Origin of the sequence: Rhizorhabdus antheiae (assembly GCF_049889055.1) — a bacterium.
Classification (GTDB): Bacteria; Pseudomonadota; Alphaproteobacteria; order Sphingomonadales; family Sphingomonadaceae; genus Rhizorhabdus.
Genome location: NZ_JBLTWO010000001.1, coordinates 490,978 through 504,043, shown reverse-complemented (window position 1 = coordinate 504,043; position 13,066 = coordinate 490,978). Strand labels below are relative to the sequence as shown.

Sequence of the window (13,066 nt, the reverse complement as noted above, 5' to 3'; positions counted from 1 at the left end):
AACAAGGCACGCTATGAGCAGTGAAGCGCAGGCGAAGGCCTTTGTAGAAGGCCGGTTGGCGGCGGCGGGCTTTTCCGATTATCCGGGCGACCTTCCAGGCGATCTCGCCACCGCTTATACGGTTCAGCAGGAGGCGATCGCGCAATGGCCCGATCGCATCGCGGGCTGGAAGGTCGGGAAGATCGCGCCGCCCCTCGCGGACAGGGTGGGCGAAGATCGCTTCGTTGGCCCGATCTTCGCGACGGACATTCGTTCGGTGGGGCAGGACGCCGTCTTCCCGGCCTTTGCCGGCGGCTTTGCGGCCTTCGAAGCCGAGCTTGTCATCGTCGCGGCGGACGATGCGCCGGCCGATAAGGCGGACTGGTCGATCGACGAGGCGCGCGCGCTGACGGGGTCAATGCATATTGCGGTCGAAGTCGCCGGAAGCCCGCTCGCTTCGATCAACGATATCGGGGCGATCGCCACCATTGCCGGCTTCGGCAACAATAACGGCTTGATCCTCGGTGCAGAGGTGCCCGACTGGCGCGCGCTGCGCTTCGACGACATTCCTTGCACGACGACGATAGACGGGGTGGTGGCGGGCCATGCTGCGGCCAGCGCGATCCCAGGCTCGCCGCTGGCGGCTGTGGCCTTCGCGTTCAGCTGCACCGCAAGGTTGGGAAGGCCTGTCCGCAAAGGAGATCTGATTTCGACCGGTGCGATCACCGGTGTCCATGCTGTGCGGATCGGGCAGTATTGTGAGGCTGATTTCGGCCGCTTCGGGCGGATCGCCTGCACCGTCACGCAGGCGCTTCCCCGGCGCTGATCCCGGGGGCTGCCCGGCCTGTGCAGCGGCTGAACGCGGGTGGTTCCTCACCACTCGCTCAGATTGTCGAACACCGCCTCCATCAGCATGTTCAGCCGCGCGGTATCTTCGCCCGAGATCGTCCGGAACGCCTGGCCATAAAGTCGGTTGGCGATTGCCCATGCCTCCTGGCGGGCGGCGATGCCGCGTTCGGTGAGCGATACCTCGGTCACCCGGCCATCGGAGGCGCGCGCTTCGCAGGTGACGAGATTGTCGGCCTGCATCCGCTGGACGATCTTCGTCATCGTGGGGAGCTTGACGATCGCCAGTTCGGCGATCTCGCTTACGCTGGTGGCCCGGCCTTCCTTCAGGCACATCAGCACGCGCCAGCGCGCCACGTCGAGGTTGACGCGTTTAAGCCCGGTCTCGAGCCGCTGAAGATAGCGGCCGACCGCCTGGGTCATCCAGAAGAAGGGCCAGTCGTGCGGGTCGAACCCGGTGGCGTCGGACGAAGGACTGTCGCGCAGGGCATTGTCGGTCATGCCGATCGCTCTCTCCCGCTTTTCTGGGCTGTGCAAGCCGATTTGCAGGTCCGTCTATCGTCGCACAGCCACGCGGCGTCAACGCATGTAGAGCCCGCCATTGATGTCCCAGGTTGCCCCCGTCACGAAATCGGCGTCGCGGGCGCACAGACGTGCAACCGTATCGGCGATGAAATCGGGCTGGCCGAGCTTGCGGACCGGGATGTTGGCGAGAAAGCCAGGCATGGCTTCTTCGGAAATCGTACGGTGGACCATCGGGGAGTCGATCGGTCCTGGCGCAATCGCGTTGGCGGTGACGCCGAAGGCGGCGAGGTCGCGGGCAAAGACCTTGGTCAGCGTCACGATTGCACCCTTGGAGGTCGCGTAATGCGCACCGGTGGCGGTGCCGCCATTTTGCCCAGCGAGGGACGCCATGTTGACGATGCGGCCATAGCCCTGCGCCTTGAAGAGGCGGCCGAATACCTGGGAGCCGACGAAGGTCCCGCGCACATTGATCGCCATCACAGCGTCGAATTCATCGGGCGTGATGTCCAGAACGGGTTTGGCGGCCGTGGCGGCGGCGTTGTTGACCAGCCCTTCGACCGATCCCCAGCGGGCGAGGAGGGCGTCGCGCGCCTGTTCGAAAGAGGCCTGCTCGCGCACGTCGAGGGACAGGCCGATCGCAGTAGCGCCGCTCGCGTCGATCTCGTTCGCCAGCGTGTCCGCAGCCGTGGCGTCGAGATCGCCTATCCCGACGCGGAAGCCGCGCCGGTGAAGGCCGCGAGCGATGGCCGCGCCGAGGCCCCGCGCACCGCCCGTGACGAGGACAACGTCGCCGCCTTTCCCGCTCATGCGGGTATCACCAATTCGCGACCCAGGCGGGCTTCGACCCGGATATATTTCCACAGCCGATACTCACCGACCTCGATGGTGCGGAAAAGATTGCACGCGGCCACCGCCGTTTCGCGGTCGGGAACGTCGGCAAGGATGTAGAAGGTCCAGGGCCAGCCGGTGGGGGAGGTGCCGACCATCGTCTGATCGTCGTCGATGGTGCCAAGGATCTGCACGCCCGGCAGATCGCGTATGCCCTTCAGCATCTCTCCGGTTGCGGCCCATACCTTGCCGATGTCGCTGGCGGGAAGATCGAAGAAGTTCTGCAGCACGGCGCCGCAGAACAGAACGCGGATGGGCTGCTTTTCCGTGGCCATGGTGGTCGTCCTTTCAATGGGGGAGCAGGAGAATATCCGGCGCTTACGGAAAGCCGGGCGCCGATTCGAGGCCCAGCAGAACCTTTCCGGCATTCTGCCAGGTGCCGTCGGCCAGGAAGGCGTGTTGAGGAATGACCTGCGCGTCCTGCATCAGTTGTGCGATCCAGTGGTCCGCGAAGACGCCGGTGGTCCCTGCCATGCGGTAGATGTCGAGGGTGATGTCGGCGGCCACCCGCGCCGCGTTGGTCGAGGCAAGGCGGAGGAGCGCGCGGGTCTCGATGCTCAGATCGTCGCCCGCGACTAGGGTCGCATAGGCCTCTTCGGTGATCTCGTAGAAGAAGGCTCGCGCCGAGCGCAAAGCGGCCTCCGCCTTGGCGATGTCCGACTGGACATAGGCGCGGTCGGCAAGGGTCGGCTGGCCGGTAATGGAGGTGCGGCCGCCCGCCAGCTCGATCATCTGGTCGAGAGCGGTCCGGGCGATGCCGAGGCCGACGACCGCCAGAACCTGCGCCGCCAGCGGCATGGACGGATAGCGGTAAAGCGGGGTGTCGAGGCTCGACTTGCCGCCGCGCACGAAGGTCCATTCTTCGGGCACCACGACCTTGTCGAGTTTCATGTCGTGGCTGCCGGTGCCCCGCATGCCGATCACGTCCCAGTTGGGAACGATCTCGACGTTGCTCGCCGGGGTGACCGCGATCAGCGGCAGGCCACCATTGGATCCGCCGCCCTCGACCTTGATCCCGACGCCGATGAGGTCAGCGCCGGTGCACCCACTACCCCAGCTCCAACACCCTGATACTTCCAGCCCGCCTTCGACCGGGATCGCCTTTTGCGGCGGGAAGATACCGCCGGCGAACACGACGTTGGGTCCCTTGGCGTACATCGTCTGCAGCGTCTCGATCGGCAGGGCCGAGAGATAGACGGCTGAAAAGCCGAAGCTGGCGACCCAACCCGTGGAGCCATCCGCTTGAGAGATCGTCTCGATCAGGCGCAGGAAGTCTGCGGGGGACATTTCGTCGCCCCCGAACCGCTTGGCGACCATCGCGCGATAGACGCCGGCCTGCTTCATCAGGTCGACCACGTCGGCGCTGATCTGCTGATTGGCGGTGAACTCGTCGCGGCGGGCGCGAACGGTGTTCAGCAGCTTCTCCAGCGCGGACGCCCTAGCCGTTTCGTATTTCAGTGGGTGGATCGCGTTCATGCCGAAAGCTCCTGCGGGATGGGGAGGAGCGGACCCCGGTGCGCCCGTCGACGCCGCCGTTCATACCGACCCTCATCATGATTCCAATTGAAACTATATAACTCACGTGAAAAGTCAAGTAACGCAAATAGTGGCTGTCTGATCGGCCCTTTGGGCGGCAGCATAGGGGCGGCACCCCAAGGCCAGCAGGGCCGCTGCGATGATAGAGGCGCAAGCCGCGACGATGCCCAGCGAATGGCCCACTGCCGCCGCTCCGCTGAACAGCCGATCGTTTAGCAGGCCGACCGCCAGTGACCCCAACGTCAGGCCGATCAGCGAATTGCTGCACAAGAAGATCGCCGAGACGCGCGATCGCATCGTCGGAGGCGCGATGATCTGCATCACCGCCGTCGAAGGCGGCATCGGGAAGGAGGCGAAGAACAGGGCGATGCTGAGCAGCGCCATGCCGAAGGCGAAGGACGGCGCGAAGGGGAGGGCGCCGGTAGGCAGCAGCGTGCCGAGCGCCCCGACGATTCCGGTCCTGAAGGGGGCGTCCGCAACGCCGCCGCGGGTCAGCCGGTCCATGAGCCAGCCACTGGCGAGCACGCCGCCGCCGCCGGCAAAGACGATCACGACACCCAGCCACAGGCCAGCCGCCGCCGGCGTCATCCCGTAGCTGCGCATCAGATAGGCGGGCGACCAGCCGAGCAGCGCGAAGAGCGCCATCGCCGCGAAAGTGTAGCCGAGCATATGGGGCACGAAAATCGCGCGTTCGCGGACGAGAAAGGCGAGGACCGCCTTCAGCGCGGGCCGATCCTTTCCCCCGCCACGCGCACCGCGCGGTGCCGGCTCCTTGATGGTCAGATGAATGACGCAAGCGAGCAGCAGTCCGGGTGCGCCGACGATAAGGAAGGCGAGCTGCCAGGACCGGAAGTCGATCCCTGCGAGCGAGATGCTGTCCGCCCCACTGACCATTGCGATTACAGCGCCACCCGCCAGGAAGGCGATACCCGATCCGAGAAAGGAGCCCAGCGAGTAGACCGCTACCGCGCGGCCGAGCTTCTCCTTCGGAAACAAGGTGCTGATCAGCGAGTAGGTCGCGGGGGAAAGCGCGGCCTCACCCGCGCCGACGCAGATGCGCGCGAGGAACAGCGACGGGAAGCTGCGCGCCAGACCGCAGGCCATGGTCGCAGCGCTCCAGAAGGCGACGCCGGTCGCGATGATCAGAGGACGGGAGGTGCGGTCGGACAATGTCGCCACCGGGATGCCCATCGTCGCATAGAAAAGCGAGAAGGCGAGGCCGTGCAGCAGGCCGAACTGCGTATCGCTGATACCGAGATCGGCCTGGATGGGGGCTATGAGCAGCGCCAGGATCTGCCGGTCGATGAACGAGAAGATATAGGCGACCATGCACAGGAGGACGACATACCATCCCCGTCGTTCGTCCTGCTCCATATCGCCGATGCTCCTCCCTCTGGACAATGCCGACCCGGTATCGAATCCGGAATCGAGTGGAGTATATGTCACGTGAAAAAGCAATGAAGATCGCGCCTATTCTCCGGTCGAGAGAGGGCCGCCTCTCGTCGCGCCTGTCAATCGAACCGTATGATGACACGCAATATTGCTGCAGATTACGGATCGCCTTTGCCGATAGCGTATAGTGGCGCCAGCAATGTTGCGCACAATCGCCCGGGATTTGGATCCGAGGGAGATGTCTTGATGCGCGTCGCGGTATTGGGTGGGGGACATGGCTGCTATGCGGCGGCGGCAGAACTGAGCGAGCGCGGTCACGAGGTCTGGTTCTGGCGCCGGGGGGCAGAAGCCTTCGCCCCGGTGCTCGACCGCAAGACTATCCGGGTCCGCGACGCGCAGGGCGATCGCGATGTTGCCATCGCCCATCCGACATTGTCGCTTGAAGAAGCGATTACGTCGGCCGAACTGGTGGTGATCCCGCTGCCTGCCGAGACCCACGAGGATCTGGCGCTGGCCTGCGCGCCCTATTGGCGCGACGGGCAGGCCGCCTTCTTGCCGCCCGGCACGCTCGGTTCGATCCTGTTCCTGCAGGCGGCAAGGGCTGCCGGCAATATGGCGGACGTCAGCTTCGCTGAGACCGGCACGCTGCCTTATCTTGTGCGCAAACATGGTCCGGCGGAGATCGTGGTCAGTGCCTATGCCACACGACTGCCGACCGGCGTCTTCCCGTCGAAGAATGCGGACCATGCCTTTGCGCTGCTCGAGCAGGCCTATCCGGCAATCGAACGGATCGAGGACGGGCTTTCCGGCGGACTGATGAACGCCGGACCGATCATCCACCCGCCGCTGATCCTGATGAACGCCGGACCGCTCGAATATTTCCCTGCCTGGGATATTCATAATGAAGGCACGCAGCCGTCGATCCGCGCCGTCACCACGGCGCTCGATCAGGAGCGGATCGCGCTGCGCGAAGCGCTAGGCTACGGCCCGCCGCATTTCCCGCTCGCCGATCATTACACGCTCGATGGCGACGAATGGATGTACGGCAATGCCGCGCATGAAAAGCTGACCGACAGCGGCGACTGGCGCGAGAAGATCGACCTCAAGACGCACCGCTACATGCGCGAGGACACCGCGCTGGGCCTGAGCATGCTGGTCTCTATCGGCCGCTGGCTCGGCACGCCAACCCCGGTCGCGTCGGGGCTGCTTGCCATGGCCTCGGCGATCACGGGAGAGGATCTCTACGCCTCGGGCCGTACGCTCGAAAAACTGGGGCTCGATCGGCTCGACCGCAAGGCCATGGCGGATTATTTGCATCATGGTCCCGAAGCGAGCGCGATCACCTATGCGCAGGGCCCCGAGCGCGCAAAGATCGGCGCGATCGGCGCGATCGGTGCGGGGCGGATGGGGCGCGGCATCGCCGTCGCCTTCGCCCTCGCAGGGCACGAGGTCGCCCTGGTCGACGTCAAGCCGCGTGAAGAGGGTGACGTCGCCCGGCTCGCAGCCGAAGCGCTGCAAGAGATTGAGCGAGACCTGGTCTTTCTCAAGTCCGTCGACCTGCTTGACCAGGCCGGCGTCGAGGCAGCGCTGCGGCGGGTTAGGTTTGTGGGCCGTGCTGCGGCGCCGGCTGTAATTGCCGGTTGCGATCTGCTGTTCGAAGGCGTGCCGGAAACGGTCGAAGCCAAGCGCGCCTGCTTCGCGTTTATCGGCGAGCATGCGCGCGACGACGCCATCATCGCCTCCACCACCTCGACGATCGACGCCGAAACGCTGGCGCCGCTGGTGGAGTGCCCGGAACGCTTCCTCAACGCGCACTGGCTCAACCCGGCCTATCTGATGCCGCTCGTCGAGATATCCCCTTCGGCTCGCACCGCACCGGAGATCGTCGATCGTCTGCGCGCTATCCTGACTGCGATCGGCAAGGTCCCGATCAGTTGCGCGGCTTCGCCCGGCTATATCGTTCCACGCATCCAGGCGCTGGCCATGAACGAGGCGGCGCGGATGGCCGAGGAGGGCGTCGCTTCGCCCGACGAGATCGACACGGCGGTTCGGGTCGGCTTCGGACTCCGCTTCGCCGTGCTGGGACTGCTGGAATTCATCGACTGGGGTGGTGGGGACATCCTGCACCACGCCAGCGCCTTCCTGTCCGACAAGATCGACGTGGGCCGATTTGCCGCCCCTGCGATCATCGGCGATAACATGGCGCGGCACCGGCGCGGCCTGCGCGACGGGGCGGGGTTCTACGATTATGCGGGCGTCGATCTCGATGCTTACCGAACTGCGCGGCTGGGTGATTTCGTAGCGGCGTTGCGGCAGCGCGGTCTGCTGCCGGTGATCGCTACTGCCGCCAAGACGGCCGCGTGATCGTCGACGCCCTCTCCGCCATCGTCGGCGCCGCCCATATGTTCGGTGCCGACGCCGTCGAGTCTCGCTATCTGGATGATGAAACCAACGGCGGGGCGGGCTGGCCCGCGGGCGTGGTCCGCCCTGCCAATACGGCGGAACTGTCGGCGGTGCTGGCCTGTTGCCACAGCGCCGGTCAGCCGGTCGTAGTGCAGGGCGGTCGTACCGGCATGGCGCGGGGCGGAGTCCCCCAGGCGGGCGAACTGATCCTGTCGCTGGAGCGCCTGTCCACGATCGAGGCGATCGATGCGGACACGGGGCTGATGACCGTCGGTGCCGGCTGCGTACTGCAAATGGCTCAGAATGCCGCGTTGGAAGCTGGGTGGCGGCTTGCGGTCGACATTGGTGCGCGGGGCAGCTGCACGATCGGCGGCATGATCGCGACCAATGCCGGGGGCACGCAGGTGCTGCGCCATGGCATGATGCGCGACCAGGTACTGGGACTCGAAGCGGTGCTGGCCGACGGCACGATCATCTCGTCGATGCGCGGCATGCTGAAGAATAACAGCGGCTATGATCTGAAGCAGCTTTTCATCGGATCGGAAGGGACGCTCGGTGTCGTCACCCGTGCGCTCTTGCGCCTCCGACCGCCGGCGATTGGCCAGCAGACGGCGTTATGTGCCGTGGGCGACTATCCGGCCGCGCTGCGGCTGCTAGCCCGCCTGGAAAAGGCCATGCCGGCGCAGCTCTCCGCGTATGAGCTGATGTGGCGCGAGTTTTTCGAGGCTGCGTGCGGCAGCCTGGGGCAGGACAGCCCGTTCGATCGCACGCATGCGCTGGTCGTCCTGGTGGAAACCGAAGCCGCCGAGGACGCCGGGCTGTCGGCCGCGCTCGCCAACAGCTTCGAGGACGGCACGATGACCGATGCGCTGATCGCCCGGTCCGATCGCGATCGACAGCGTTTCTGGCATTACCGCGATGCGATCGGGGAGATCGCCCGGGGGATGACGATCGTCGAACCCTTCGACGTCAGCGCTCCGCTCCCGGTGATCGGCGAACTGGTCGACGATGTCCGCGCGCGTCTGGCCGCAGAGGTCGCGGGTAGCCGGCCCGTCTTCTTCGGCCATATCGCCGACGGCAATCTCCACATCGCCGTCGAACTGCCGCGCGAGGACCAGCGACCCTTGGTCGAGGCGATCGTCTATGATGCGGTTCGCGACGTGGGCGGTTCGGTATCGGCCGAACATGGCATCGGCCTGCTCAAACGCACCTGGCTGGGGCATAGCCGCAGCCCCGAGGAAATTGCGCTGATGCGGCGGATCCGGGCGGCGATGGACCCGAGGGAAATCCTCAACCGCGGTCGGATATTCTAGGGCAGGGCTCGCTCCGCCGGTGCGTCAACAGGGCCGGCGGCTGCGAAGCGTTTCCGATGGACGGCATCCATATTGCTGGCGGTAATGCTGGGCGTAACGGCCGAAATTGACGATGCCGCATTCGAGCATGAGTTCTGTGACGCTGGTATCCGCACTCGCCTCCATCAGCGCAGCGTGGAGCTTTTCGAGCCGGTGGCGGCGGACATATTCGACCGGCGTGAGGCCCAGAAACTGGCGGAAGCCGTTCTGCAGGCTGCGGACGCTGACGCCCACCTGGCTGGCGAGGTCGGTCACCGAGATGCTCTCGTCGAACGAGGCGTGAATGATGTCGCGTGCCCGCCGCACGTGCCAGGGAGAGATATCGTTGCCGTAAAGCGCGATTTGGTCGGAATAGCTGTTGGCGTAGTTGCTCAGCAGCAGTTCGATCATCAGCATTGAATATTGGCGCTGCGTCCGGTTGTTCGCCATCAGCATCGGACCCTGGCTTGCCTGATCGATGAGATGGTTGAGCAGGTTGCGCCACACCACCGGCAGTTCGCGCCCGCACTCGCGATCCGGATGGAAGACGAGCGGGCGATTGACCGGAATGTTCATGACCCGGGTCAGATAATCCTCGAACGCCGAATGGCCGATGCGGACCGTCAGGTGTCGGCAGGCCGGTGTCATGTGGATGCGGATCGGCGCGCCCGGTGAACTGATATAGAGATTATCGGGCCGGATATGCCCCTCGCTCCCCCCGGCCCAGACCTCGCTCGATCCGCCGATCGACGCGTGCACGAGGAAACGGGACTCCAGTTCGCCGGGATCGATCCAGACGTCGGTGCCATATTGGATGTCGACGATCTGCGTGGGTGCGACCTCGATGCAGCTCAGCTTTGCCGACATCTGCGCAGGATCGGCCATATCCATACGATGCGGCGCAAACGCCTTGCCGACATAGTCGATGATCTCTCCGGGATCATTGGACTGGAAATTACGCATGGTACGAGAATCGCGTCCGGCCAGGCTCAGCATATCGCATTCCCCCTCATGCCATGCGGGCAAGTGGCTGGCCTGTGCCGGCTCTGCTCCCCGGGGCTCTCGAGGACATGAAGGACAATGTAATTTAGTTGAAATGTCAAGTGGCGTCGCCGAGGCCGCTTCCGATGGATGCCATATGCGGGTCGGCGTTTCGCATTGCGGATAGCGTGCGTCTGCCTGTGCCGCTTAGCCTGCGCCGTCTTTTGCAAGGCTTGAGGAGTGGAAATGTCGGACGTCATCGACCAGAAGAGCAAGCTCGGAGCGGCCGCCCGCGTCTTCGTGTCGGCACCGGGACAGATGCTGATCGACGGCCAGTGGGTTGGCGCCGAGTCGGGCCGAACCATCACCGTGACCGATCCGGCCACCGGCCTTCCGATCACCACCGTGCCCGCCGGCGGGAAGGCCGACATCGATCGGGCCGTGAAGGCCGCCCGCAAGGCATTTGAGGGGAGCTGGGCCAGCATCAGGCCTGTGCAGCGTGAGCGCCTGCTTCTCAAGCTGGCTGATCTTCTCGAACAGCATGCCCAAGAATTCGCGGAGCTGGAGACCCTCGACAACGGCAAAATCCTGATGATGGCCCGCCATGGCGACCTCAACATCGCGATCGACTCGCTGCGCTACATGGCCGGCTGGGCGACCAAGATCGAAGGGACCACGCTCAGTCCTTCCTTTGCCTATGTCCCCGACATGCAGTTCACCTCGCACACGCTGCGTGAACCGGTCGGCGTGGTCGGGCAGATCATCCCCTGGAATTTCCCGCTGGTCATGGCGATCTGGAAGATCGCACCTGCCGTCGCGGCGGGCTGCACCGTCGTGCTGAAGCCGGCCGAGGACACGCCCCTGACCGCGCTGCGTCTCGGCCAGCTGATCTGTGAAGCGGGGTTCCCCGATGGCGTCGTCAACATTGTCACCGGCGATGCCGAGCCCGGCGCGGCGCTGGTCGATCATCCAGATGTCGACAAGATCGCCTTCACCGGATCGACGGAGGTCGGCCAGATCATCCAGCGCCGCGCCGCGGACACGATGAAGCGCATCTCGCTCGAACTGGGCGGTAAGTCGCCGGTCGTCATCCTGAAGGACGCCGACGTCGCCATGGCGGTGCAGGGTGCCGCACAGGCGGTTTTCTTCAATCATGGCCAGGTCTGCACGGCGGGATCGCGCCTGTTCGTGGAGCGTCCGATCTACGACGCCGTCATGGAAGGGCTGGCGCAGGTCGCGGACAGTTTCACGCTCGGCTCGGGCTTCGATCCGAACGTGCAAATGGGGCCGCTGGTGTCGGCCAAGCAGCGCGAGCGGGTCCAGAGCTTCCTGGAAGTCGGTCAGCAGCAGGGCGGTCGCCTCGTCGCCGGGGGCAAGGCTGTCGATGGCTCGGGCTTCTTCTTCCGTCCGGCGGTGTTTGCCGACGTCCGTCCCGACATGACCATCTATCGCGAGGAAATCTTTGGCCCGGTGTTGGCCGCGACGCCGTTCGACGAGGTGGAGAACGCGGTGGCGATGGCCAATGACAGCAGCTACGGGCTCGGCGCCAGCGTGTGGACCAACAATCTGTCGCTCGCCAATCGCCTGGTCCGCAAGATCAAGGCGGGAACCGTCTGGGTGAACTGCCACAATCTGCTCGATCCGGCAGTGCCCTTCGGTGGCTACAAGATGTCGGGCTATGGCCGGGAACTCGGTCATGCCGTTCGCGACCTCTATACCGAGAGCAAATCCGTCACCATCGCGCTGGCCTGACCGCAATGGCTGGCCCGGCGATCGTCGAAGCGCTGATCGAAGCCGCAAGGGCGCACAACGCCATCGCGGCCGTGGACAGCGAGGCCCTGGCTGCCTGGAGTGCACTTCCGCCCGGAAGCGCACCTTTGGTTTTGGTCAAGGACAATGTCGCAGTGGCCGGCCTGCCCTGGACGGCAGGATCGCCCGCTTTCGCCGATGTTCTTGCAGCACGCGATGCCACCGCCGTGCGGCTGCTGCGGCAGCATGGTGCGATACTGCCGATCAAGACCACGCTCCACGAACTGGCCTTCGGCGTGACCGGTGCCAATGGCTGGACCGGAGCGATCGCTAACCCGATCGACAGGGGCCGGGCGTCTGGCGGGTCGAGCGGCGGATCGGCCGCAGCGCTTGCGCTCGGCCTCGGTGACCTGTCGCTGGTTACCGACACTGGCGGGTCGGCCCGAATCCCGGCCAGCTTCTGCGGCATCATCGGCTTCCGTCCGTCCACCGGACGCTATCCGTGCGACGGGCTGATCGGTCTGTCCCCGAGCCGTGACACCATCGGTCTGATGGCACGCGACTTGCGCTGGATCGAATGGGCCGACGCGATCCTGTCGGGTGAGCAGCCTGTCGCGGCGAGCGATCGCGCGGGCAGGATCGGGATCGCATCCGCCGCCGATCTCGGCGAACTGGAGCCTGCGGTCGCCGACGCTTATCGCGCGATGGCCGATCTGCTCGGCGCGGCCGGACATGTCGTCATGCAGGTCGATCTGGCGCAGGTCAACGCGCTTGACGAAGCCTGCGGCTTCCCGATCGCGCTGCGCCAGACCTATGAGACATTGCGCGCCACTGCGCCGGATCTTGCCGGCATAGCCTTCGAAGACCTGGTCGCGGCGGTAGCGACCCCCGACGTCGCCCATCTGCTGCGAATGGCTTCGGACGGCGTGACGGTGCCCGACCCGGTCTATGCCGAGGCTATCGGTCATCACTGGCCGGCGTTGCGAACAGCCTATGCCACCCTTTTCGCCGGCGATGTCGACCGTGTTCTGCTGCCCACGGCACCGCTTGTGGCGCCCCCGATCGACAGCGGCGAGCAACTCATGCTCAACAGCCGGCCTGCGCCGACCTTCCCGACCCTCACCCGTTTCACCCGGCCCGACAGCATGGCCGGACTCCCGTCGATCAGCCTGCCATTTGGGTCGGATGGTCAAGGCTTGCCGATCGGCATGATGCTGATCGGGGCGCGCCATCGCGACGGCGATCTTCTGGCCTTCGCCCGGGCCCTGATCGCGCGTCCTGACTATCCGGCACCCCGCCTGGCGACGCCTATTTGATACCCATGGCGCACATCGGTTACGGAAAGTGGATAGCCGACGAGCCCATGAATTGAGACGCTGCCCCCGCAAGATCGGCACAGACCGACGCGACATCGCAGGGACAAAAATAGCAGAAGG

General features: G+C 65.3%; 11 protein-coding genes. 5 read left to right on the top strand and 6 right to left on the bottom strand.

Features of this window, described 5'->3' with window-relative positions; all coding sequences use genetic code 11:
* The first annotated feature begins 13 nt into the window (after positions 1–13).
* Entirely contained in the window at positions 14–805 is a 792-nt protein-coding gene (locus ACNI3R_RS02295; RefSeq protein ID WP_426179562.1) for a 2-keto-4-pentenoate hydratase, read from the top strand.
* 47 nt (positions 806–852) lie between these two features.
* Here ACNI3R_RS02295 and ACNI3R_RS02290 read toward each other — a convergent pair whose 3' ends face one another.
* The 5 genes from ACNI3R_RS02290 to ACNI3R_RS02270 all read right to left on the bottom strand — a co-directional run bounded on the left by ACNI3R_RS02290 (position 853) and on the right by ACNI3R_RS02270 (position 5,148).
* A complete protein-coding gene (locus ACNI3R_RS02290; protein WP_426179560.1) occupies positions 853–1,326 on the bottom strand; it encodes a MarR family winged helix-turn-helix transcriptional regulator in 474 nt (157 codons plus the stop codon).
* 78 nt (positions 1,327–1,404) lie between these two features.
* A complete protein-coding gene (locus ACNI3R_RS02285; protein ID WP_426179558.1) occupies positions 1,405–2,157 on the bottom strand; it encodes an SDR family NAD(P)-dependent oxidoreductase in 753 nt (250 codons plus the stop codon).
* Positions 2,154–2,513, bottom strand: coding sequence for a hypothetical protein (locus ACNI3R_RS02280; protein ID WP_426179556.1), 360 nt, complete (start codon positions 2,511–2,513; stop codon positions 2,154–2,156). Before ACNI3R_RS02280 ends, ACNI3R_RS02285 begins: the two co-directional genes overlap by 4 nt.
* A 43-nt stretch (positions 2,514–2,556) precedes the next feature.
* Complete coding sequence (locus ACNI3R_RS02275; RefSeq protein ID WP_426179554.1) at positions 2,557–3,714, bottom strand: acyl-CoA dehydrogenase family protein; 1,158 nt, start codon at positions 3,712–3,714, stop codon at positions 2,557–2,559.
* Positions 3,715–3,828: 114 nt separating this feature from the next.
* Entirely contained in the window at positions 3,829–5,148 is a 1,320-nt protein-coding gene (locus tag ACNI3R_RS02270) for a spinster family MFS transporter (RefSeq protein WP_426179552.1), read from the bottom strand.
* A gap of 264 nt (positions 5,149–5,412) precedes the next feature.
* Here ACNI3R_RS02270 and ACNI3R_RS02265 point away from each other — a divergent pair, with 264 nt between their 5' ends.
* Positions 5,413–7,530 (top strand): 3-hydroxybutyryl-CoA dehydrogenase, encoded by a 2,118-nt coding sequence (locus tag ACNI3R_RS02265; protein ID WP_426179551.1) that lies wholly within the window; start codon positions 5,413–5,415, stop codon positions 7,528–7,530.
* Complete coding sequence (locus tag ACNI3R_RS02260) at positions 7,527–8,882, top strand: FAD-binding oxidoreductase (protein WP_426179549.1); 1,356 nt, start codon at positions 7,527–7,529, stop codon at positions 8,880–8,882. Before ACNI3R_RS02265 ends, ACNI3R_RS02260 begins: the two co-directional genes overlap by 4 nt.
* A gap of 24 nt (positions 8,883–8,906) precedes the next feature.
* Here the strand turns inward: ACNI3R_RS02260 and ACNI3R_RS02255 are convergent, their stop codons facing one another.
* On the bottom strand, positions 8,907–9,863 hold the full coding sequence (locus ACNI3R_RS02255; RefSeq protein ID WP_426179547.1) for an AraC family transcriptional regulator: 957 nt from the start codon (positions 9,861–9,863) through the stop codon (positions 8,907–8,909).
* 264 nt (positions 9,864–10,127) lie between these two features.
* Between ACNI3R_RS02255 and ACNI3R_RS02250 the strand changes: the two genes are divergently transcribed.
* Complete coding sequence (locus ACNI3R_RS02250) at positions 10,128–11,633, top strand: aldehyde dehydrogenase family protein (protein ID WP_426179546.1); 1,506 nt, start codon at positions 10,128–10,130, stop codon at positions 11,631–11,633.
* Positions 11,634–11,638: 5 nt separating this feature from the next.
* Positions 11,639–12,946, top strand: a complete 1,308-nt coding sequence (locus ACNI3R_RS02245) for an amidase family protein (protein ID WP_426179545.1) — start codon at positions 11,639–11,641, stop codon at positions 12,944–12,946.
* The last annotated feature ends 120 nt before the right edge of the window (positions 12,947–13,066 follow it).